The organism is Alicyclobacillus fastidiosus (assembly GCF_026651875.1).
Lineage (GTDB): Bacteria > Bacillota > Bacilli > Alicyclobacillales > Alicyclobacillaceae > Alicyclobacillus > Alicyclobacillus fastidiosus.
The window spans coordinates 233,927-257,274 of the sequence record NZ_CP104067.1; the positions used below are offsets into that span (position 1 = coordinate 233,927).

Sequence of the window (23,348 nt, forward strand, 5' to 3'; positions counted from 1 at the left end):
TTAACCGACCAGTCCCCGTCTAATGAAGTAAGTGCCCATGGGGAAAGTCACCCATAGTCGAATAAAATATGGAACTGAACTCAAATGCAGAAAGTCTAAGCCGCAATACTCGGACACGCTCCTAGACTAACTACAGATTGGATAGTCTGGGGTGGGCGTATGGAAAAGCGGGGCTTTCGCGAAGTCGTCAACCATCTGGCCGTATTTCGCGACATCGCGGAGGCATTGAATCACGCCAACGACGTGTCTGGAGCGATGGATGCGATACTGCCGAGACTCGGTGAGGCGTTGGGACTTCAAACGGCGTGGGCGTTCCGGTTCGACGAACACCGCCGCTCCTTTGTCGAAGTAGGGGCCAGCGGCCTGCCACCGGCGCTGGATTGCTGCTCTCAGGCGCCGCTGCGGACTGGGTGGTGCGAGTGTCAGAGTCAATTCGTTGGCGGTGAGCTGGACGAGGCGGTAAATATCGTTCGGTGTAGTCGACTTAAGTCCGCTAAGGGGGACACGAACGACCTTCGCGTTCACGCCAGCGTCCCCCTGCGCAGCAAGGGCAAACCGCTTGGGATTCTAAATCTGGCGGCGCCGGGATCGGCTGTCTTTACAAACGAGGCCTTGGCGTTTTTGCAAACGGTGGGGCAGCAGGTGGCGGTGGCACTAGACAGGGCCCGGATGTTTCAGTTGGCGCGCGAAAAGTCGGAGAGACTGCAGCGCCTCGCGGCCATGTCTGCAGAGTGGTCCGGTCAACTTCCGCCCGACCGCTTGTTGCAGCAGGCTTTGGAAGCGTATGTCGAGGCGTTCGGGTACGCGGTGTGTGGCGTGGTCAGTGGCGGGGCGCAGGCAGATGAGGGGCTGGACACCGACGACGACGTCGTCGCCGTGGCAGAAGGCAAGGCGACGGGACGCTTATCCGCCTATGTCTACCCACCTCACGGCGATGGGGGAGGTCCGCGTGAGACCTGTCGATCCATTCTCTTAAGCGAGGCACAAAGCGCCATCTCGACGCCTCTGCCGACGACGATGTACGAACTGCGCATCGAAAGTAACTCCCCATACGCCTTTGATGATTTAGACGCCGATTTGTTACAGGCGTTTGCGTGGCAACTCGCGGCGGCCTACGTTGGGGCGCAGGCCCATGTACAGGAGATGCAACACGCACATCTCGTAGAGCGGCATCGCATTGCAGCAGAACTCCACGATTCCGTCAGCCAGCGGCTGTTTTCGGCACAGTTGCTCGTGCGCACGGCGACGGTGCAGATGGAGGGCGCGCACGCGGATGCCCTCGCGGCCGTCGAACGGGTGGGTCAACTGCTCGCCGAGAGCCAGCAGGAAATGCGGGATTTGATCCGCGCCTTGCGGCGGATCGACGAGAGCACATCTGTCTTGGAGGAATTGCGCGCACGGGTGCGCACCCTGTCGATGCAGCGGGGACCGAAGGTGACGTTGTACCTTCCGGATACGCCGCTGCGCGAACCCGCTTTGCACGTTCGCGCAGCTGTGCTGGCCATCGTCGACGAGGCCTTGCACAACGCCCTGAAACACGCAGGCGCAGGCGCCATTGCCGTGCGACTGAACGGCGATGCCACGCGGTTTTTCGTGCGCATTGAGGACGACGGCCGGGGGTGCCAAGACTCGGATATCGGGACGGGTCTCGGAACGAGGAGCATGTTTGAACGGGCTGCGGCACTTGGTGGGACGCTCGCCATTCTAGGGCGATCGGGAGAAGGCACCTGTGTTGAACTGATGGTGCCGTACGATGTAGGGGAGGAGTGGGGAAGGTGAATCGACACAAGATTCGCGTTGCGATTGTCGACGACCACCCGGTCGTACGCGAAGGGCTGCGCGCCTTTCTGCAGCTCGCCGACGATATCGAAGTGGTCGGTGAGGCGGAGTCTGGGGAGTCCGCGGTTCGACTTCTGCAAAATGCCGATACGCACGTCGACGTCGCCATCATGGATCTGAAGATGCCGGGGGCATTCGACGGGATCGAGGCGATTGCGCGGCTTCGGAGGTCGCGACCCAGCCTTCGCATTCTCGCGCTCACTTCGTTTCAGGACGACGAGACTGCACTTGCCGCCGTTCGTGCGGGCGCCATCGGATTCCTGCACAAAGACGTCCCGCCAGATTTGCTCCTTGGCGGGATTCGGCAGGCGGCGACCGGGCGGATGGTACTCGAGGCCAACGTCTGGGCGGCCGCACAGGCCAGTCGGGTGGACGCAGAAGGTGTCCACGCGGACAGTCGCAATGGGCAAACCACCAAGGAAGCTATTGCGCGCGACGACGGCGAGGTGGGGGGAGCGGACGATGTCCGCGCTGAAAGTGGCCGGCATGGAGAAGAGTCGCTGACGGAAAGAGAACGCGAGGTGCTACAGGCCATGGCGCGAGGTTTGTCGAACAAGGAGATTGGAGCTCATCTTGGCATCAGCGAGAAGACGGTCAAAGTGCACGTCAGTCACATCCTCGGGAAACTTGGTGTACTGGATCGGACACAGGCGGTGTTGTTGGCCGCTAAACTGCGACTCGTGTCGCTTTGAGCGACGTCCATCGCCTTTTTTTGCAAGCCACATTCGAACATCCGGTGCAAGTGGACTGACAAGCGTCAGGCTGCGCCAGAAGAGAACATATCCCCGCACATCAGTCTGCCCGCACACAAAAAATCTCACAATTCAACACGGCCGTGTAGACTCCATTCCACCCATTTCGACTGAATTCGACGATGTTAGACAAAATTGTCACAGGTTCCTACAAGGAATCGCTGTTTATTCCAAGTATTGAAGTAGGTAACGTTACATCAGTGACGGACAAGAAAGTTGTGATGCGATGTTCGATCAATACCTCGCGCAATTCGGAATGATTCTATTTCCCATTCTAGTGTACCAAATCTGGGCATTCCGGAAGATGTCCGACGAGCTTCCGGCGCGTGCGGTGGTCCTCGGTTGCTATGGGGGGGTAGTATCCATTGGTGCGCAGCTCACACCCGTTCATACGTTCGCGATGCCAGGCGACTTCCAGAACGTCCCTATCATCCTGTCCATTCTTTACGGAAGGCGTAACGCAGGGATGATTGCCGTCGCGACGCTCGTCGCCTTCGAAGTGATTTCACGCCAACCACATACCCTCGCAATGATCACCATGATTCTCATCTGTGCGAGTGTCCCGTTTGCCGTATGTCGGAGGATGGATTCTCCTCACAAGCCAACGCGCTTTCGCTTGATCGTGTTGACGGGCGTTTTCACGATCTTGCTGGAACTCGCCGCGATTGTCGTGTACGCCGGTCTCGTCGAGGCGACGCGCCAGTCGACATCGTCGTTTCACCTCTGGAAGAACCTCTGCGTAGCCGCTGCGATTCAGGTTCTTATATTAGTATTCGCGACGTTCATCATGGAAATGGTGGTCGAAGAGGGACAACTTCGCAAGCGGTTGGTCGAATCGACTGTCGCCCTCGAGGAGAGTGAGCAGCGTTATCGCTCGCTCGTCGAATACAATCCCATCGGAATTTGCGCGTTTGATCGATCCGGCAATTTCGTGATGGTCAATCAGTCCTACGCGGACATGACCGGGTATCGCGTCGACGAGCTCGTCGGCCAGAATAGGACCAACATGTGGTTTCCGGAAGACCAGGATATCGCACGGGACGTGGCGGAACAAACGTTTGCTGGGCAGATAAAAGTCGCGGAGGAGACCGCGTTGCGCCACAAGAGTGGGCGCGAGGTGTACGTTCGGTATACGACGGTGCCGATTGTCGTGGGGGGCGACGTCGTAGGTTTTTATGGTATGGCAGAGGACTTGACCGAGGCAAGAATGGTAGAGGAGATGATCCGAAAATCGGAGAAGCTCGCCGTGGTCGGTCAGCTCGCCGCAGGCGTCGCACACGAGATCAGAAATCCACTCACCTCTGTAAAGGGCTTCTTAAAACTGATCGAAGAGGATACGGAGGCGACTTCGAACTACTTTTCGATCATTCACCACGAGTTGGGGCGCATCGATTTAATTGCTAGTGAGTTGCTCGTCCTGGCCAAACCACAGGCGGCGCAGTTTGCACTTGTGAATCTAAATCGGCTGATCGAGGACGTGACGGTCTTCCTTCAACCTCAGGCACTGATCTCAAACGTCGAGATGGTGATTCATCTACACTCGTCTCTCCCTCCCGTTCTCTGCGAGGAAAATCAGTTGAAGCAGGTGTTTGTAAACCTCATCAAGAACGCGCTGGACTCGATGCCCAGAGGAGGTACGGTGACGATTACGACTTCGATGGCCCGCGACCAAGTGCGAATCGTCATTCAAGATACCGGGATCGGCATGTCGGAAGAGACGATTCGACACCTCGGAGAGCCCTTCTACACCACGAAAGGCAGCGGTACCGGGTTAGGGCTGATGGTCACCCACCGGATTATTGATCGCCACGGAGGTCGAATTTTTTACAATAGCGCCTTAGGCAAGGGGACGACCGTCACGGTGAGCTTTCAGAGCGCGGACGACGTGGACCTGAAGGAGCCCTCGGTCGTTCACACTGGGCAATTGGACATACGTTAATGGCATCCGATCCACAAAAAACTAAATTCCGCCACGAATGATCTATTGGTCGACCACTTTCTTTCGCCCGCTCTCGACACGGTCCGCCGAAATTTTTACACGAGGAAGCGACAGTTTGAATGGCGTCGGAAATTCATCTTGCTTGCAGGAAATCGTCGCCTCGTGTCGAAGGGTTATTTTAGAAAGTGAATATAAGTCGAGTTTGTGAGGTCGAGAATGAACAGCAAGCTAAAAGGCATTTCTGCAGGTTTCTTCTGGTCGGCTCGTTTGCACTGACTGCTCCTGTTGCACACGCGGACTCTCTGTCTTCGGACAATCAAAAACTGCAACAGTTGCAAAGTGAAACGTCACAGGTTCAAAGTCAAATCAGTGCGGAACAAAGCAAGGCGACGACGCTAAAAAACGCGATTGCGAGTTATGACAACGCGTTACATACACTAGATGTCAAAATATCAGCTACGAATGATCAAATGTCGTCCCTTAAAGCACAACAGGACGTCCTCAATCAGCAGCTCGCACAGAATCAGAAGCAGCTCCAACAACAGCAAGATGAACTCACACAGATGGTCAGAACTGCATACGAGGATGGAAGCGTTTCGTATTTGGGCGTATTGTTCCAGGCGAACAGCTTTTCCGACTTTTTGTCTCGTCTCTATGATCTGACGCTCATTTCGAATACACAGAATCAAGTTGTGGATTCTGTGAGAACCCTTCGAAAGAGCATCATTCAGAAGCAGGATCAGGTAAAAGCTTCACAAGCGAAGCTCCAAACCGTACACGACCAATTGGCGGCACTTCAACAGTCTGACCGGGCCATTCAAGCACAACGTCAGGCAGATCTGCAAAACATTCAATCCAACATCGAGGCTGGTAAAGAGAAACAAGGTACGCTTGAGAGCCAGATTCATCTGACCCAGTCACAAATTCAGGCGATTGAGGCGGAGACGCAGGCTGCAGAACAACAGGCAACTCAGCCATCTTACGTCGCGCAACAGACGTCCGATCTCGTTTCCACTAGCTCCAGTTCGATTATCAGCTTTGCCCAGACCTTCCTAGGTACCCCATACGTATGGGGCGGAACGTCTCCGTCTGGATTCGACTGTTCGGGATTCACGCAATACGTCATGGCTCACGCCGGTGTATCGATTCCGCGAACCTCTGAGGAACAGTTTGCCACAGGTGTACCTGTCTCAGAAGGCGATTTGCAGCCAGGCGATTTGGTCTTCTTTAGCACATATGCTCCGGGTGCCTCCCACGTCGGTATCTACATGGGGAATGGCATGATGATAGACGCCGAGGACATGGGCGTCTCTATCGACAGTATCAGTAATTCTTATTGGGGACCGAAGTATATCGGAGCCCGGCGGTATATTAAATAACCGAGTACGTGAGCGGTGCTGCCTTTTGAACATCGCTAGTACAGCGCAAACACGCCAAACGGCGCCCTTACAGATCTAAGTGAGGGCGCCGTTTGGCGCGAGTCCCGGAACTTTCCCAATCTCGACAGCGGTTACGCCTCTGACCGCAGCATTCTACCGATAAGGTCTCGTTGGTGGATGATACTTCTTCCTCTCCATCGTCTTCCCAAAACAGATTTGTGTTTTTTTTACCTGACGATATTGCGTATGATGAGATGAACGAATCAGTTAGGCGGGTGATGGTCATGTCTATCAACTTTTGTGTAGCGTGCGGACACGCCCTTGTGACGAAGGAGATCGGCGGTGTGCCACGACGAGCTTGCCCGGTCTGTGACTTTGTTCACTGGGGGAACTATAGCATCGGGGTAGGAGCTTTGGTCGTCCGGGAAAACCGCATTTTACTTGTGCGACGTGCGCAGGACCCGGGGCGCGGGGTGTGGACGAACCCAGGTGGATACACGGAGCAATTGGAATCTATCCATCATACGGTCGAGCGGGAAGTGTTTGAGGAGACCGGCGTTACGGCGAAGGTGGACCGAGTCGTGGCGCTAAGGGATCAACCACGACAGGTTCACAATTTATATGTGGCCTTTTCACTTCGCTATGAGCATGGAGAACCCCGCGCGGACGGGGTCGAGGTGGATGACGTCGGCTTTTTCACAGTCGACGAAATGGAGGGTATGAATGTCGCGGGTTTGACCCGGTGGCTCGTTGAAGTGTCCAGGACATCGGATGGACACGGCCTTTCACTCGATCACAGCAAGTACGTCACGTCCGACCAGAATTGGCTGTTTCGCGCGCACTGTGGGACGGCATCCGAGTAACGGCAAGGCCCTACAGCTTCGCCATTGTCAGGGCCAACATCGGGGATTTGGGTCAGCGCGCTGGCCTCCTCTCCGTTACACACGAGCGCCGTCAGGCCGGATATCGAATCGACGTGTTGCAGCAGCGCAGCGCTCATCTACCGTATCCTCTCTAGTTGGACTGCGTGGTCGGGTCGATGACGATGGCCGTCTGTTGTTCGTGCGTCTGGTCAAACGTCGACATCGGCACGTCAAACCATTCGTCCTGTGCCGATCCCCACGTCGTATCCACGGTGATCCACTGTCCAACATTTGGGAGATATACCTCGTTCCAAGCGTGACTCCCGTAGTCTCCGCCGGTCCCAGCGACGCCTTCGTCGATTTGGACTTTGAGACCCGCCGCATGTGCCAAATCTGCGTAGAGTAGGGCGTAGTCCGCGCACACCCCTTTACCCGTCTCGAGCGTCTGCAAGGGCGACTGCTGATCCCATTTGCCGTGGTAGACATAGTCGTCGTACTTTTTCCAATCGTACGTCACGTGGTGAATTTCCCACTCGTAGAGCGCTTTAGCCTTCTGTTTCGGATCCGTCATGCCCTTGGTCAATTGCAGTGCCAAGCTGGAAATTTGCTTGGGAACCAAGAGTACGCCGGTTTCCTCTCCACTGGGTCCCGTCGGCACCGCAAACATGCTGATGTTCTTCGCGAGCGGCTGCAACGCGCCTTGGGACAGGACCGGCAGGGCCTTTGCCACGAGCGGCTTGAGCCAGGGTTCGTAAATCTGCTTACTGAGTGTTTTGTATGGCGTGGATGCGGCCGCTTGTTTCGCCAACGGCGGTATGGAGAGGTACTGCAGGGCGATGAAGACGAGGGCGCCGATGACGGCCGACCGGACGACGCCCATCAGCCCGCCGACAATTCCGCCGAGCAGGCGGCTCTCCTGGAGCGGACGCGGCATCCAACTGGGGACCAGTTGAACGAACAACGAGACGATATTTCGAAAAATCCCGGCCAGGACGAGGTAACAAACGCCAAACGCAACCCACTTTCCGACGCTCGGATGCTCTTGCCAAGCAATCAGGACTTGGGCGAGCCACTTTGGTGAGTTCGCAACCGACTGCTTCAGGACATACTGGCTGATGGCATGGCTCAGCCACCAACCGGCAGCGATGGCGACGACGCCCGTGGCGATGGAGATGACTTGCCAAATGACGAACCGACTTTCGCGCCCAAAGCCACGGCTCGCGCCCGCGAGAACAGAGCCGACGACAATGGCCACGAGTATGATGGTGACCCAGTTGTAGGTCATAATTGCGCACACTCCTCGTTGATGTGAACGGGTCGCACGGTGGCGAGACACCCGTGCCTTTGAACACGTATAAGCACAGTCTAGCACAGCAAAAAAGCGTCGCCACTGGGCGACGCTTCCGTGGTAAGGACAACCATCATTCGTAGGTGCGGCCTTCATACACCACGAACCCGATTGGGTGATGGACGAAGTGAATCACCGGGTCACCAGGATTCCCAACACTCGGGTAGGTGTCATTTTGTGGAATGTACTCGCCTTGTAACTCGATGGAGTGCCCTGCCTGTAGGCCCGGAATCGGACCTTGTAATCCCTCGTCGTCCCCGTACCGAATGGCGACGAACGCATAACCTTTCACGATGCTCGGATCTGCACCGCGGATGGCGAGGACGTGGACGTCGCGCAGCAGGAGGCGATGATGGTGGACACCGCGAACATCTTCATCCGCTTCAACCGTTTGAATGGTGGCCAGGACGCGAACGATTGGATACTGCGATCTCGGCTTTGGCAACACAATTGGGCCACTTCCGACAGGGGGCGGGCTCTGTGGTTGTGGCCCGGGCGCAGCGACGTCGACCTCTGCCAACTGTTCGATAAACGCCGCTGCGTCGATTGACCCAAAGCCGGTGCACGCGTCCCAACCGGGAACCGCTTGATATCCGATTACGCCGTTGAACGAGTTGTTGCCCACGGTGATGTCCCGGTACGGCAGGGTGGCGGCGTAGGTGTACAACAGGGAGGTGAGATTCTGAATGGGGGGCCTTCCGAGTTGTGCCCGCCGCTCGTTGAGGAGGGCCACGATACCCGCGAATACGGGGCAGGATACAGACGTGCCGCCGACGATGGCCGGTTGCCCTTGGAAGATAATTTGATAGCCTGTGGCCGGATCTGCGTTCAGTGACACGTCTGGAAGCCCTCTGCCGGACCCGTTTAACGAGGTTTGGTAACTCGGTTTTTGAAAGATGTCACTGAAACCGCCGCCTGTGGCACCACCATTTTGGGGGCCGTAATAGGTCCAGGCGGATTCCGAACCGTCCGGATTCAAATGTGTCCCGCCCACGGCGACTGCGCTCGGCACGGAGGCAGGTGCGTCGGCATGGCGCTCAGGCACGCCACGCGTATCGTGCATGCCGTAAGCACCTTGGTCCCCTGACGAGATGCAGACCGTGACGCCTTTTTGATCGAGTTGAGTGAGCAATTCGGAGATCTGCAGGAGCGAGTCTTGGTCAAACGATGCCTCTGCGTCTCCGTAAGATATGGACAGCACGGAAGGCTGGTAGGTTGTGTCGTTCAACACGTATCGCAGCGTTGCAATGACCGCCTCGGCGAACGTCGCAAACGTCTCTCCGGCGTTTGCTTCGTACACGATCAACTCCGCCTGTGGGGCGATGGCCCCGGCCCATTGCAAATCGAGTGAAGCCTCTTCGTCGTCCGGACTGGTTCCCCCGTCGTTGCGCGTGCCGTCGACGGAGACGAAGGTCACGTTTGACACCGCAATGCCGTGCAGACCCCAGAACTGCCGCGCGTCGCTCTCGCTGTAACCGTTGGAAAACTCGAGAATGCCAATTGCTTGTCCGCTGCCGGTCAAGTATTCCGGGACGTTGTACAATCGGCGAATGTCCTGAGGAAAATACCCTTGTCCCTGATTGACTTCTGTCGCGGTTGAGAATAGGATTTTCCGTTTCATGTGCACAGCCCTTCCTTTCAGCCTGGAGTCAAGGTGTGTTCCAATAAGTTATTCGCTTCCAGGAATGCCTGTCCTGTCCGTTGGATCGGAAGACAATATTCATCATATGCACAGCTTTGCGAAACGTTCCAATCGTCATCTCCACGCGGAATCTGCGCTATAATGTCCGTGGAGTGAATATTTTGATAATGTTTGCGGCAGCGCGTCCGCGGACGGACAGGGAGCGTGTGAGCGCATGGCGACACCAATCCGCACCGGCAATACAGCCATCTCCATCGCCCAAATTCAGCGATATGCAGCCGATTTCCACAGTTCTCCCGCCAACAGGGTGAGGATGAACGCGGTCACGAAAAGCGGCATCCAGAGCGTGGCTACAGATAGGGACGCAGTGGCTCGGATGCAGTACACGTTTTCCGAAGAAATCGACACGGGTCCAGTGACCAATCAGAAACAGAGCGGCCGATGTTGGCTGTTTGCCGGGTTAAATACCATTCGTCAGGATATCGCGACCGGCAAGCACATGGCACCGTTTGAACTCTCACAGTCCTATCAAATGTTTTGGGATAAGTTCGAAAAAGCGAATTACTTTTTGGAGCGCATCCTCGATACCCTCGATGAGGACACCGATAGCCGTATCGTCCAGTGGTTGCTTCAGGCACCTCTGCAAGACGGCGGTCAGTGGGACATGTTTGTCAACCTTGTGGAAAAATACGGTGTCGTCCCTCAGTGCGTGATGGCCGAGAGCTACCACAGCAGCAAGTCCGCCGTGATGAACAGGCTGTTGACGAGTAAGCTGCGCAAAGAGGCGAGCGACTATCGCGCCTGCTATCGCCAGGGTACTTCGGTCGCGGATTTGCGCGACAAAAAGCAGTTGTTCCTCGGCGAGTTTTACCGCTTGCTCTGCTACTTCCTCGGCACGCCACCCACGACGTTTGACTTTGAATACCGCGATAAAGACAATGTGTTTCATCGAGACACGGGGCTCACACCTCAGACTTTCTTCGAAAAATACGCTCGCGTGGACCTGAAAGATTACGTGAGCATTATTCATGCACCTACTTCGGATAAACCGTACGACAGGACCTATACCGTAAAGTATCTAGGCAACGTCGAGGGCGGGAACGACGTCGTGTACTTGAACGTCGACATCGACACCGTCAAGCGGTTGGCCCTCGCGCAGCTTCAGGACGGGGAATCGGTGTGGTTTGGCTGCGACGTCGGAAAGCGCTCAGACAGTGAATCGGGGATTATGGACGCGCGTCTGTTCGACTACGAGGGAGCGCTCGATACGTCGTTTGCGATGACGAAGGCAGAGCGTTTGGACTATGGGGAGAGCGTGATGACGCACGCGATGGTCTTTACAGGTGCGAACGTCATCGACGGGAAAGTAAACCGCTGGAAGGTGCAAAACAGTTGGGGCAAGGACGCTGGTAAGGACGGATTTTTCGTCATGAGTGACGCATGGTTCGACGACTACATGTATCAGATTGTGGTCAACAAAAAACATTTGAGCGAGGCCAACCTCAGTGCGCTGGCGCAAACACCGATTGAGTTGAGCCCGTGGGACCCAATGGGTTCCCTCGCCATGATGCGTTAACCAGTTGTAACGCCGTATGTAGACCACACTGCCGCGCGGGCGTGTCCTAGCGCGGCAGTTTCACTATACTTAGGGCGACGAGGAGGCGTTTTTCAAATGAACATAGACGTATTTCACGACATCGTCTGCCCGTGGTGTAGAATCGGGCAGGCACTCTCCTGCAGGCGATCGAACGGTGGAGCGGGGAATCGGTGAACGTTCCCTACGCCACTGGAAGTATTTGTACAGGTAATGGAACAGATCTCAGCGGTGAACGTGCTAGAATAGATTTACTAGCACAATGAGCAATCGGTGCGAATTGAACAGGCCGTTCGGTGCGCTTCGTACGACCTGTAAAGGGTGATTTCGTGGCAAAGTTGTACTATCGATTTGGACAGATGAACGCAAGTAAGTCAATTCAATTGCTGACGGTCGCACATAATTATGAAGAGCAGGGGAAGAAGGTCACCTTGTTCACGCCCGCTATCGATGCTCGGTTCGGACGCGGTCAGATTTCGTCCCGGGTAGGCATCGCAAAAGATGCGATTGAAGTGGATGACGACACGAATCTCTTTGAACAAGTAAAAGAGGCATATCCGGATTGCGTCCTAGTGGACGAGGTTCAGTTCCTTCGGGCGTATCACATTCAACAGCTCGCGAGAGTGGTGGATGAGTTAAATATTCCAGCCATCATGTACGGTTTACTCAAGGACTATCGAAATGAGTTTTTTGAAGGAAGTCGCGCGGCGGTGTTGTGGGCGGATCAAATCGAGGAGATCAAGACCATTTGTGCCCACCCGGATTGCAATCGGAAGGCCACGATGATCCTAAAGATCAAGGATGGCGTTCCAGTCTACGCCGGTGAACAGATTGAAGTCGGCGGGAACGACTTGTATCGGTCGGTCTGTCGCCGCCATTATTTCCACCCCGATGTTGGGAGACTGTTTTAACGGGCGAGTCAGACTGTACTTTCGCTCAGATATCTATTGCTCGGATTTCTTGTGGTTGCGAAAACGCGGCACATATGATATAATGTATGGCTGACAGGTAGGAAACCCATTTGGTTAAGAAATATGTTCACCCTGACATAGAGGAAAATCGGTTGTTTCTAAATAGATATTGATTCACAACAGGCGCGGTCTTCGGAGCCGCATGGTTGCCTGAGAGGTAGGGCTGGCAACGTATCGTTATCGTAGTACCTGTTTATTACGGCGGTCGATGAATTCATCGACCGCCTTTCCATTTTATGAGCAATCTAAAGGTTTAGAGATAACTGTTGTACCCTGCTATCCAGTCGAGTGGATGGATGGCTCTCCACGCTTAACACGTGTGCCAAGTCATACACTGGGATTCCGATTTGCTCCGCTACGTACACTTCCAGTGAAGCCCCTCGCGACTGGCGCCACCCTTCCAATGTCACGACACAGTCCGCCTTCATCATCAAGGCCAGGTCATGCCGCATGTAATCTGACCAACTCGCCCCTGTGATCTCCTGTTCGGCAGGGTTGGTCACCGTGTAGCCAATCGCGCGGAGCAGGTAAGCGGCATTGTGAAAGGCAGGGCGATTGAAGTCGGGATGGCCTGACATCGGGCCGGATAAATATATATGTACCAAAGTGATACCCTCCGTTACGAGATGTTTAGCTCCAATCTAAAGAACGTATGTTCGCATGTCAAGCTTCACCGGATTGGCCTTTGCAGATGTTTCCGCTTGCATATTGTGGTGAAGTCGGTATAATAGCAAAGGTTTGATTCCGAACATTACATTCGAAAATGAAATAAACGTTCGGGTCTTACCGATGATGCGTGATATGGAGGAAGGAACATGACACAAAAGTACGACGTCATTATTATCGGCGCAGGTCCTGCTGGGTTGTATGCAGCCTACGAATTTACTCGGAAGGCCCCGAAGGCGAAGGTTCTCCTCGTCGACAAAGGCGTCGAAGCAAAATATCGGCATTGTCCCATCATGGAAGGCAAAATCGATAAGTGTCCTCCTGCGAACAAAATAAAGACCTACGCGAGTTGTTGGCCTGCGTGCGGCGTGATTAACGGTGCAGGCGGGGCCGGCAGTTTTAGCGATGGGAAATTCAATATTACGTCTGAATTTGGCGGCTTTCTCACAGACTATCTGCCGCCTTCGCAAGTGTTACAACTGATTCGAGACGTCGACGAGATCAATTTGAGCCACGGGGCACCAGATACCATCACGGACCCGACGACAGATGCGGTCGCGGCCATTGAGCGCCGTGCTATCGGGGCTGGGCTCAAGTTGTTGCGCGCTCGGGTGCGTCATATTGGCACAGACATGAACTTGGCGTTGATGAACGACATCTTCGCTTACTTGGAAAAGCACATCGATTTGCGCTTCCGCACGTTTGTCGAAGACTTAGAGATTGTCGACGGGAGAATTGAGGGCATTCGCGTCCGCGGCAACGAACTCATTCCAGCCGATTACGTGATTGTCGCCCCTGGTCGGGATGGATCGACCTGGCTTTCCGAATTGTTTCGCAAGCACAAGTTAAAGATGAGCAACAATCAGGTGGATATCGGGGTTCGCGTCGAGACGTCGAACGTCGTCATGCAGGAGATTAACGAGCATTTGTACGAAGGCAAGTTTATCTTCCACTCCCCGTCCACGGGACTCAAAGTGCGGACGTTTTGCAGTAACCCTTCGGGTCACGTCGTCATTGAAAACCACACCGGCGTCATGGCGGCAAACGGCCACGCCTACAAAGATCCGAAGCTCGGGACGAACAACACGAACTTCGCTCTGCTCGTGAGTCACAAGTTCACCGAACCGTTTGATAGGCCTAACGAATTCGCGAAGAGTATCTGCCGGCAGGCGAACGAGTTGTCGAACGGATCGATCATCGTGCAGAAGTACGGCGATATCCTCAAAGGACGCCGGAGCACCCCGCAAAGAATTCAGGAAGGTTTCATCGAACCGACGATGAAGGAGGCCGTACCTGGCGATCTCGGCCTAGTCCTGCCGCACAAGACGATGGTGGCCCTTCAGGAGATGATCGAGGCGCTGAACCACGTGACGCCGGGTATCGCGAGTGACCACACGCTGTTTTACGGCGTCGAAGCGAAGTTTTACGCGTCGCGCGCCGACGTCGGACGAGACTTGCAGACGAAGGTGAGCGGTTTGTACTGCGCGGGCGACGGACCAGGCATTTCTCGCGGCATCTCCCAAGCCGCGAGCAGCGGTGTGTACGCCGCGCGGAACATCATCGCACAGATGGCGCAATGATGTTGATTTGACCGTACCGGCAGGGTTTCGCCGTTCGAAGACAGCGTGCCCGAGGGCAGGCGGGATGGAGGATTCCTTAGCAGGAAACGCGAAATTGCGCGTGGTACCACCATCCCGCGCCCTGTACCCTGGGCGCGTCCCACCGTTCTTCGCGTGTTTAGACTTCGGCCAGCGGGCTCTGAAGCAGGGTATGTGCAATGGGCAACTGCGCGGCGCCGACGACAATCGCGTCTTCGTGCGCGACGGTGAGCGCGACGTGTTTGTTCGTGGCCATGGCTCGATGGTGAATGACGTACTCCACTTCTGGCAAAAACAGCGACGCTGCCTGTGCTATCGTTCCACCGATGACCACAAGCCCTGGGTTGAGAGCGTTTATAATGTTGGCGATGCCGACGCCTAGGTACTGGCCGAGCGTGCGAAACGCGCGCTGGTAACCACTTTGCGTCGCCGCCTGCTCAACGGCCAAAGATACCAGATTAGGGGAGAGTTCCAGTGCCTCAGGAACGTCCTCCGACTCGCGAAGATAGCGCAGCAGGGCCTGTTCGGAGGCGTATTGCTCCCAGCACCCGTAACTCCCACAGGCGCAGACGACGCCCATTGCGGCGATGGAAGTGTGGCCGAACTCCCCGGCAATTCCGTTCGATCCGCGGTACAGTTGTCCGTTTACCACGATTCCGGTGCCAATGCCGATGCCGACGTTGACGAAGACGAGGTTTCGCTCCTGGCGTTCTCGATACAGGGACCATGCTCCGCAGTTGCCGTCGTTGTCGATAAAGATGGGGAACGAAAAGGACTGCGACAAGGCGCCGATGACATCCCAGTTTTCGATTTCGATATTCGGCAGGTAAAAGGCGGAACCCGTGCGATAATTGACGATGCCAGGCAAAGCGATGCCAGCCCCGAGAATCCCGTGACAGCTCGGGGGAGCTTGGTGTGTGGCGCGATCTATCTCCTCGATAATCATCTCTTCCAACTGACCTTGCGACAGCCGCCCGTGCGTGGCATCCATCGGCCGAATGCGCTTGTAGACGATGCCGCCCGTCAAATCCGCGAGCACGGTCTTCATATGCGTGATTTGCACGTCGACCCCAATACAGAACCCAGCAGATGAGTTGATTTTGAGCATGACGGGTTTACGGCCGCCACTTGAGGTGCCGAGCCCTATCTCCTGCACAAATTGCTCTGCGATCAACTCATCGACGAGCGAGGATACGGTCGCTTTATTGAGGCCGGTCACCTGCGAGATGTCGATGCGGGACAACGGCCCCTGATTGTAGATCATTTCCGTTACATACTTTTTGTTGATCTGCCGCATCGTCGCGGCATCTACGGTCTTCGCCACTCAATCCACCTCATATTTTTAACAAGGAGATATTGCTAATTCTTAGTATATAGTTTAACATGCAAACCAAGCCGTGAAAGCGCATTCTAAAATAATCTTTGAAAGCCCTTTCTGGCGCACAAAAACGACGAGTTAGTTTTTTAAAACAACAAAAACTAACTCACTGCATCTACGATGACACAAAAGGGCCGCTTTGACGAGCTCAAGATGGAAACGTTTGCACAAGGGGGATTACAAATGAATATCAAAAAAGTGCTTACAGCAGGTGCAGCAGTGGCGATCGCTATGACGTTGGCGACCGCATGTGGCAGCAACTCGACATCGTCGTCTGGTTCAGACACGTCTGGTGGTTCTTCGTCCAGCAATGGAAGCGGTACCATCGCGCTGTTGTTGCCGGATACTACGTCTTCAGCCCGTTACGAGACACAAGATAAACCAGACTTTACGGCGGAAGTCAATAAGCTCGATCCGTCCGCGAAAGTCGACTATGAGAACGCACAGGGTGACGCGTCGACGCAGCAGCAGCAGGCGGAAGCTGCCATTACGAATGGTGCAAAGGTGCTTGTGGTTGACCCAGTCGACTCCACCGCTGCCGCAACCATCGTCACGGAGGCCGACAAAGCGGGTGTCAAGGTCATCTCGTACGACCGGATGATCTCGAAGGCGCCGGTGGACTACTACGTCTCCTTTGACAATGAAGAGGTTGGCAAGTTGCAAGGGCAATACATTGCAGACCATACGCCAAAGGGCGGGACGGTGGTCATGATCGACGGCGCTCAGACGGACAACAACGCACTGGCCTTTGCGAAGGGCGCGCACGACGTGTTAGACCCGCTCTTCAAAAACGGCACGTTGAAACTCGGGTATGAGACGTACACGCCGAACTGGGACCCACAAAACGGGTTGCGCGAAATGGAGCAGGCACTGACAAAACTGAACAATCACGTCGACGCGGTCTTGTCCGCGAACGACGGGCTGGCAGGTTCCGTCATCCAGGCGCTGTCCGCTCAGCACCTCGCGGGGAAGGTGCCTGTGACAGGTCAGGATGCGACCGACGATGGATTACATGACATCATGCTAGGCACGCAGTCGATGACGGTCTACAAGGCGGTTCCGAAGGAAGCGCAAGTTGCGGCGCAACTCGCCGTGGACATTCTGAAGGGCCAAAAGCCGAGCTCCGACTTGGTCAATGGCACTCAGGACAACGGGTCAGGTACTCCGATTCCAGCGGTGCTACTCCAGCCAGTAGTCGTGACGAAAGACAACATCCAGGACACGGTGATCAAGGACGGCTTCACGACGATGGCTAAAATCAATAACCCGAAATAAGGGCCTGGCGATATCGATAGGCGAGGGGCGCTCTTTTCACCTGCGTCCCTCGCCTAGACGCGAAGTCGAATCGCGCGATTCGCTGAACTACAGCTGAACTACATTTGCAGGAGGTGTGCCGCTTGAACAGCGCACAAAGCTCACCACTTCTCAGTGTGCAGGATATACGTAAACGTTTTGGCGCGGTCCAAGCCCTGCAAGGCGTGTCGTTAGACGTTCACCCGGGTGAAGTCGTGGCCCTCGTAGGCGACAACGGCGCGGGTAAATCTACGACCATCAAAATGATTGCGGGCGTCGAGCAACCAGACGAAGGACAAATCTACTTTGACGGCCAGCCGGTATCGCTCACGAGCCCCGCCGTCGCTGAGCGGCTGGGCATCCAGACGGTCTATCAAGACCTGGCCCTGTGTGACAACCTCGACATTGTCTCCAACTTGTTCCTGGGGCGCGAGTTGCGCCGCACACTCGTCCCGGGTCTTCCGAAGATGCTCCGCAAATCGGACATGGAAGAGCGCGCATTGCCCGTGCTTCGAGATCTGTCCATCAACCTTCCAGCGCTCACCACGCCTGTCGCTGGCCTCTCTGGCGGACAGAGACAGATGGTGGCGGTCGCTCGGGCGGTCCTGTGGGGATCGAAATTGGTGATGCTCGACGAGCCGACAGCCGCGCTTGGCGTAGCTCAGACCAAGGCGGTCCTCGAACTGATCGAGCGTTTGGCAAAGAAGGGTGTAGGGGTGTTGGTGATCTCGCACAACATGGCGGACGTGCTCCAGGTGGCGGACCGAATTGTGGTCCTCCGACTCGGTCGCACCGTGGCGAATTTTGTGAAATCAGAGACCAACCGCGAGGAACTTGTGGCAGCCATCACGGGCGCCGCTGAGGAGGTATCCACCGCGCGATGAGTGCAAACGTACAACAGCAACACAGCAGCAGCGGCACCGGTCCGTTCGCGGGGTTTCGGGCCCGCTTTGCCAGTGGCGATCTAGGTCTCATTCCGGTCATCATCGCACTTATCGTCATTTGGATAGTGTTTCAGTCTGTCAATGGAAACTTTTTATCCGGCCGCAACTTGTCGAACTTGATTCTGCAGATCGCCGAAATCGGAATGCTCGGCATCGGCGAGACGTTCGTGTTATTGCTTGGTGAGATCGACTTGTCCATCGGCGCCGTAAGTGGCGTTGCAGCGGCGGTTCTCGTGCTGCTCTCGGTCGCTGGCGTCAACCCGTGGGTCTGTATTCTCGCGAGCGTCGTGAGCGGCGGGCTGATTGGGCTGTTTCAAGGATTCTGGGTCACCATCATCGGCGTACCGGCGTTTATCGTGACGCTCGCCGGGTCCCTCGGCTACCAGGGCATTCTCCTGGGGATGCTCGGAAACACAGGGACGGTTCCGATTTCGAACCAGACGCTGTTGAATCTAACCTCCACCTACGTCCCACCCTGGTTGGGATGGGTGATGATGATTGTCGTCGTCGTGCTCTACGCGGGCGGGACGTTCATGATGCAAAAGAACCGCGAGAGACGTCACTTGCCGGCGCAGTCGACGGGAGCGACCTTGTTTCGTTCGCTGATTCTCGTCGTCGTCTCGGCCATCGTCGTCGGCGTCCTGAATACGTATCGCGGATTGCCCGTGGCTGGTTTTATCCTGTTGGTCTTCGTCGTGCTGTTCGCTTTTGTCACGCAGTCGACGGTGTACGGCCGTCACATCTACGCGCTCGGTGGCAATAAAGAGGCGGCTCGACGCGCGGGCATCAACACGCGATCCATCAAGATCAGCATTTTCACGTTGGCTGGATTGATGGGTGCCATCGGCGGTATTATCGGCGCCTCTCGCCTAGGTTCGGCCTCACCGGCTTCGGGAGGCGGAAACTTGCTGATGGATTCCATCGCCGCAGCCGTCATCGGCGGCACGAGCTTGTTCGGCGGCCGCGGTAGCATGTGGAACGCCTTGGCCGGTGCACTGGTCATCGGTAGCGTGGAGAACGGGATGGACCTCTTAAGCGCCCCGTCGAGTACGAAGTACATCGTCGAAGGCGGCATCCTGTTGTTAGCCGTTACGATTGATACGTTTACTCGCCGCCGTCGAACGCGAGCAGGGCGATAAGAAAGTAAAACAGGTAGCATCGAGGGCCGCCCAAAGTCTATCGCGAGATGGGCTATGGGCGGCTCTTTTCAGCGTGGGTGACGATATGAACACCGAGCGTGACACGTGACAGGGACCCATCTTTGAACTACCGGAATCGGGTAGAACTCGGATGGCAAGGGCAACCTACACGCACATGTGCATGTTGGGTACGGCCGTTAGCACGGGATGAACACTCGCCTTGACCGGGCGACGAGTGCACGTTCAGCCATTCGTGGACATGGCCCCTCGCGTGAAATGGGTGTCTACATCGCAATTTGTTCTGATAATATGAACATGTGAATCACATCGTCGATTTGTGATAGATCATTTATGGTTGAGGAGATGAACGTCTCGTGACAGATCAATTGAGGAAGTACGCGGAGTTGGCCGTGAAAGTTGGCGTCAACCTCCAACCGGGACAGAACTTGGTCGTCGGATTTGGCCGACGTCAGGTCTACGCAGAACACCTGGAGTTCGCCCGTCAATTGGTGGATGTGGCTTACGATGCCGGAGCGAAGTTTGTCCAGGTCGATTGGGGCGACGAGTGGTGGATCCGCGAAACGGTCGAGCGTGGTTCCTTGGAAACCCTTGAGGCGCGCGCCAAGTGGCAATTGGAGTGGGTGGAGCACCTCGCTAAGGAAGGGGCCGCGTTTATCGCGATTCCGGCGTCGAATCCGGACCTCTACGAGGGGGTCGATCCGGCCCGAGTCACCGCCGCCGAACGCGCCATCAGTTCCACGTTCCGCGACTTCGACAACCGCCGAACGGGAGATCAGTACCGGTGGACGCTCGCGTCGGCACCGACGCAGGCTTGGGCCGACAAGGTTCACCCGGAATTGCCTGAGAACGAGCGCATCGACGCCCTGTGGAAGGATATCTTGTTCTGCGCGCGCGCAACAGGGGATGACCCAGTGAGCGACTGGCGCGCCCACATCGACAACTTGAGCAAACGGAGTGCCTATTTGAATTCGCTCGGTATTCAGAGCTTGCACTACCAGGCACCGGGGACTGACCTCACCGTTGAGCTGGCAGCGAAGCACTTCTGGACATCGGCAGAAAAGCCAGCGCTGGATGGCGTCCCATTTGTCGCAAACATGCCGACAGAAGAGGTCTTTACTTCACCGAGCAAGTATGGCGTGAACGGCGTCGTGACCAGCACGATGCCACTCAACCACAATGGGACGACCATTCGTGGTATCCGTCTCAAATTCGAGAAGGGCCGCATCGTCGAATTTTCCGCGGATCAAGGCGAAGACGCCTTGAAGAGAATTGTCGAGGCGGACGAAGGCAGTCACTATCTTGGCGAAGTGGCTTTGGTGCCAGTCGACTCGCCGATTGCACAAATGAATCAACTCTTCTATAACACGTTGTTCGACGAAAATGCCTCCTGCCACTTGGCCATCGGCCGCGCATATCCGCTCGTCGAAGGCGGTGAGAGCTTGACGCACGCCGACTGGGAGTCGCACGGGTTGAATGACAGTTTGATGCATGTGGATTTCATGATTGGTTCCGACAAGATGAACATCGATGCGCGCACGCGTAATGGTGAAACCGTCTCGATTATGCGGGACGGCAAATGGACGACGGCCGTTTAAGAGGCCTTTGCTCTTTTACAGCTCGGGCTCTGCGACGACGAATGTCGCAGAGCCCGAGCTTTGCGTTGTGCGAAAGGTTGTTGGCACGAGAGGATACACGAACCTGTTGAATGGTACTGAAAATTCTGTATAATATACCTTATCATCTATTGAACGGAGGCATCCCCACACCGATGATTTTGACCCGTCTTGCTTGAGCAAACAGTCGATTGCTACCAAAGGCTCTGCCTTTGCGAACGAGCGGACGGGAAACGTATGCCGATATGTCGATATTGGTATACACATTTCATTTGTGACGGGGATACATGGCATCAGGGTACGGCCGATGCGGCTGTTGCGTGTAAACTTGTTGCTATACGCCCGACTTCCCACCGCAGCGCAGGCAGAAGCCTGCGTTTTTTATGTGCGGAGGCGATGTGCGTGCACGTGATTCGAGTGGAAAATGCATCAAAGTCGTGGGCTGGGGAACCGGTTTTTCAACATGTCAGTTTTGAGTTGCACTTTGGCGAGAAACTCGTCTTATTCGGCAGAAACGGCGTTGGCAAAACGACGCTGCTGCGGGCGCTAATGGGCGCTATTCCATTGGATAGCGGGTTTGTGACGCGCACTGTACCAATGTCCGAGTGGGGGTTTTTGGAGCAGACGTACTGCGTCTCAGACACGCTTACCGTTCTGGATTATGCCCTGTCTGTGGACGAGGAGCTGAACCGCTTGCGAGCACGGCGCGCGGCACTGGAACGAGAACTCGCGGAGGGTGCGACGTCAACTGCGTCGGTGTCCGATTTGACGTCAGCGTATTCGGCCGTGTTGGAAGACTATCTCGCGCGGGACGGGTACGAATGGGAGGCCGAGGTAGAACGGACACTTGAGCAATTTGGCCTTTCGCAACAATTGTGGGGGCAGGCGTTTCGCTCGCTGAGCGGGGGGCAAAAGACGCGTCTGCAACTCGCGCGCATCATGTTGAAACGGCCGAGCGTATTGCTCTTGGACGAACCAACCAACCACTTGGATGAAGACACGATGGCGTGGCTGGAACACTGGGTTCGCACCATTCGTGCAAGTGTGATCATGGTGACGCACGACCGTCACTTTATCGACCGGGTAGCGGACACCACCATTGAGTTGACGGCGCGCGGGGCACGGCGTTTCGTCGGCGGGTACACCAAGATGGAGGCTTTGCGGAGATTGGAGCGCGAAACGCAACAGGCGGCGTTTGAGAAGGAGGAAAAGGCTCGTGCGGAGCTAATTGAAGCCATTCGTCGTTATCGGCAGTGGTTCGATAAGGCACACGCTTCTGCAGGGGAGCGCAATCCGTATCTCAAGAAGCGCGCAACGAAGAACGCCACTCGCTTTCAGGCCAAGGAGCGGGCACTCTCGAGGCTGGAGGCGGATCGGACGCAGCGGCCGACGCCCGTGGCGACGGCACAGGTGAGCTTTCGAGAAGGGCAATTCGACGCGAGCACGTACGTTACCATCACGGACGCTGCGGTAGGATATCCGGGTGTCGACGTGTTGAGGGGTGCATCGTTGCGAGTTAGGCGGGGGGACCGGATTGCGGTGGTCGGCAAAAACGGGTCTGGGAAGAGCACGCTGTTAAAGGTGATTTCTGGCCAATTGGCACCGACTTCGGGCGAAGCTTATCGCCATCCGGCGCTTCGCGTCGCGCTGTTCGATCAGGAGGTATCCAGTCTCAATCCCGACCTTTCGATATTGGATACACTCCTGCAAGAGAACAGGATGTCGCAGTCGTACGCGCGGACGATCTTGGCCGGATTCCTATTTCGCGGGAACGACGTGTATAAGCGCGTCGGTCAACTTAGCATGGGGGAACGCTGTCGTGTGGCGTTTGTACGGATGTACTTGTCGGACGCCAATCTGCTCGTGTTGGATGAGCCGACGAATTACCTCGATGTGGAGACGCGCGAACAAGTGGAGACGGCCCTTCTCGACTACCCTGGTGCGCTCGTGTTCGTGTCTCACGACCGCTATCTCGTGAGAAAACTGGCGAATCAGGTGGTGCATGTGGAGGATGGGCGTATCGAAACGTTTGATGGTGGGTATGACGTCTACCTGCAAACTCTTCACGATCCGTTGCGCGCGCACCCAGACAAGAAGCGCCGGATTGCCGAGCTCGAGCTTCGGGTGACTCAGCTCATGTCGCAAGGCGCGACGGACGACGAAGGGACAGCTCAAACGCAGGTACTGGAACAGATCAGATCGCTACAGCAGGAGATTGAAGAATTGAGGCGTAGAGATTCTTGATAGACAGGTCGCGGATTCACGGGCGATGCCGCCGTGTACTGAACGGCGGCATTGTCACACAAAATGGTGCACGTTGTCGATGGCCGTGCAAAGCGGCGGTCGCACCGAATGTTGCACGACCATTC

Annotated in this window: 17 protein-coding genes; 13 read left to right on the forward strand and 4 right to left on the reverse strand. The window is 55.9% G+C overall.

Going from position 1 to position 23,348, the window contains the following annotated elements; translation table 11 throughout:
* Positions 1-159 precede the first annotated feature (159 nt).
* From NZD89_RS01025 to NZD89_RS01050, 5 genes are all read left to right on the forward strand, one after another.
* Positions 160-1,779: a GAF domain-containing sensor histidine kinase gene (locus tag NZD89_RS01025; protein WP_268006026.1), complete on the forward strand. Its 1,620-nt coding sequence runs from the start codon at positions 160-162 to the stop codon at positions 1,777-1,779.
* Complete coding sequence (locus tag NZD89_RS29250) at positions 1,776-2,531, forward strand: response regulator (protein WP_326492903.1); 756 nt, start codon at positions 1,776-1,778, stop codon at positions 2,529-2,531. The genes NZD89_RS01025 and NZD89_RS29250 overlap by 4 nt, the downstream gene beginning before the upstream one ends.
* Before the next feature lie 286 nt (positions 2,532-2,817).
* Positions 2,818-4,530 carry a PAS domain-containing sensor histidine kinase gene (locus NZD89_RS01040; protein WP_268006027.1) on the forward strand — a complete coding sequence of 571 codons (1,713 nt, stop codon included), beginning with the start codon at positions 2,818-2,820 and terminating at the stop codon, positions 4,528-4,530.
* 185 nt (positions 4,531-4,715) lie between these two features.
* A complete protein-coding gene (locus NZD89_RS01045; RefSeq protein WP_268006028.1) occupies positions 4,716-5,909 on the forward strand; it encodes a C40 family peptidase in 1,194 nt (397 codons plus the stop codon).
* 284 nt (positions 5,910-6,193) lie between these two features.
* Positions 6,194-6,772 carry an NUDIX domain-containing protein gene (locus tag NZD89_RS01050; RefSeq protein WP_268006029.1) on the forward strand — a complete coding sequence of 193 codons (579 nt, stop codon included), beginning with the start codon at positions 6,194-6,196 and terminating at the stop codon, positions 6,770-6,772.
* A gap of 151 nt (positions 6,773-6,923) precedes the next feature.
* Here NZD89_RS01050 and NZD89_RS01055 read toward each other — a convergent pair whose 3' ends face one another.
* Both NZD89_RS01055 and NZD89_RS01060 read right to left on the reverse strand, forming a co-directional pair.
* Positions 6,924-8,057, reverse strand: coding sequence for a transglutaminase domain-containing protein (locus NZD89_RS01055; RefSeq protein WP_268006030.1), 1,134 nt, complete (start codon positions 8,055-8,057; stop codon positions 6,924-6,926).
* A 136-nt stretch (positions 8,058-8,193) separates the two neighbouring features.
* Positions 8,194-9,741 carry a S53 family peptidase gene (locus NZD89_RS01060; protein ID WP_268006031.1) on the reverse strand — a complete coding sequence of 516 codons (1,548 nt, stop codon included), beginning with the start codon at positions 9,739-9,741 and terminating at the stop codon, positions 8,194-8,196.
* Between the two features lie 235 nt (positions 9,742-9,976).
* Here NZD89_RS01060 and NZD89_RS01065 point away from each other — a divergent pair, with 235 nt between their 5' ends.
* Positions 9,977-11,338, forward strand: coding sequence for a C1 family peptidase (locus tag NZD89_RS01065; protein ID WP_268006032.1), 1,362 nt, complete (start codon positions 9,977-9,979; stop codon positions 11,336-11,338).
* 347 nt (positions 11,339-11,685) lie between these two features.
* Positions 11,686-12,267, forward strand: a complete 582-nt coding sequence (locus NZD89_RS01070) for a thymidine kinase (protein ID WP_268006033.1) — start codon at positions 11,686-11,688, stop codon at positions 12,265-12,267.
* Between the two features lie 305 nt (positions 12,268-12,572).
* On the opposite strand, the gene NZD89_RS01075 is transcribed toward NZD89_RS01070, so the two are convergent.
* Positions 12,573-12,932, reverse strand: a complete 360-nt coding sequence (locus NZD89_RS01075) for a DUF4406 domain-containing protein (RefSeq protein ID WP_268006034.1) — start codon at positions 12,930-12,932, stop codon at positions 12,573-12,575.
* Positions 12,933-13,142: 210 nt separating this feature from the next.
* Here NZD89_RS01075 and NZD89_RS01080 point away from each other — a divergent pair, with 210 nt between their 5' ends.
* On the forward strand, positions 13,143-14,573 hold the full coding sequence (locus NZD89_RS01080; RefSeq protein ID WP_268006035.1) for an NAD(P)/FAD-dependent oxidoreductase: 1,431 nt from the start codon (positions 13,143-13,145) through the stop codon (positions 14,571-14,573).
* A 157-nt stretch (positions 14,574-14,730) separates the two neighbouring features.
* Here the strand turns inward: NZD89_RS01080 and NZD89_RS01085 are convergent, their stop codons facing one another.
* Positions 14,731-15,915, reverse strand: coding sequence for an ROK family protein (locus tag NZD89_RS01085; RefSeq protein WP_268006036.1), 1,185 nt, complete (start codon positions 15,913-15,915; stop codon positions 14,731-14,733).
* Between the two features lie 237 nt (positions 15,916-16,152).
* On the opposite strand from NZD89_RS01085, the gene NZD89_RS01090 reads away from it, so the two are divergent.
* The 5 genes from NZD89_RS01090 (at position 16,153) to abc-f (ending at position 23,223) form a co-directional block, all read left to right on the forward strand.
* Positions 16,153-17,244, forward strand: coding sequence for a sugar ABC transporter substrate-binding protein (locus NZD89_RS01090; protein ID WP_268006037.1), 1,092 nt, complete (start codon positions 16,153-16,155; stop codon positions 17,242-17,244).
* Between the two features lie 122 nt (positions 17,245-17,366).
* A complete protein-coding gene (locus NZD89_RS01095; protein ID WP_268006038.1) occupies positions 17,367-18,146 on the forward strand; it encodes an ATP-binding cassette domain-containing protein in 780 nt (259 codons plus the stop codon).
* On the forward strand, positions 18,143-19,345 hold the full coding sequence (locus NZD89_RS01100) for a sugar ABC transporter permease (RefSeq protein WP_268006039.1): 1,203 nt from the start codon (positions 18,143-18,145) through the stop codon (positions 19,343-19,345). The genes NZD89_RS01095 and NZD89_RS01100 overlap by 4 nt, the downstream gene beginning before the upstream one ends.
* Positions 19,346-19,719: 374 nt before the next feature.
* The gene (locus NZD89_RS01105; protein WP_268006040.1) at positions 19,720-20,961 is read left to right on the forward strand and encodes an aminopeptidase; all 1,242 of its coding nucleotides are present in this window, start codon (positions 19,720-19,722) and stop codon (positions 20,959-20,961) included.
* A gap of 420 nt (positions 20,962-21,381) precedes the next feature.
* On the forward strand, positions 21,382-23,223 hold the full coding sequence (gene abc-f, locus NZD89_RS01110) for a ribosomal protection-like ABC-F family protein (RefSeq protein WP_268006041.1): 1,842 nt from the start codon (positions 21,382-21,384) through the stop codon (positions 23,221-23,223).
* The last annotated feature ends 125 nt before the right edge of the window (positions 23,224-23,348 follow it).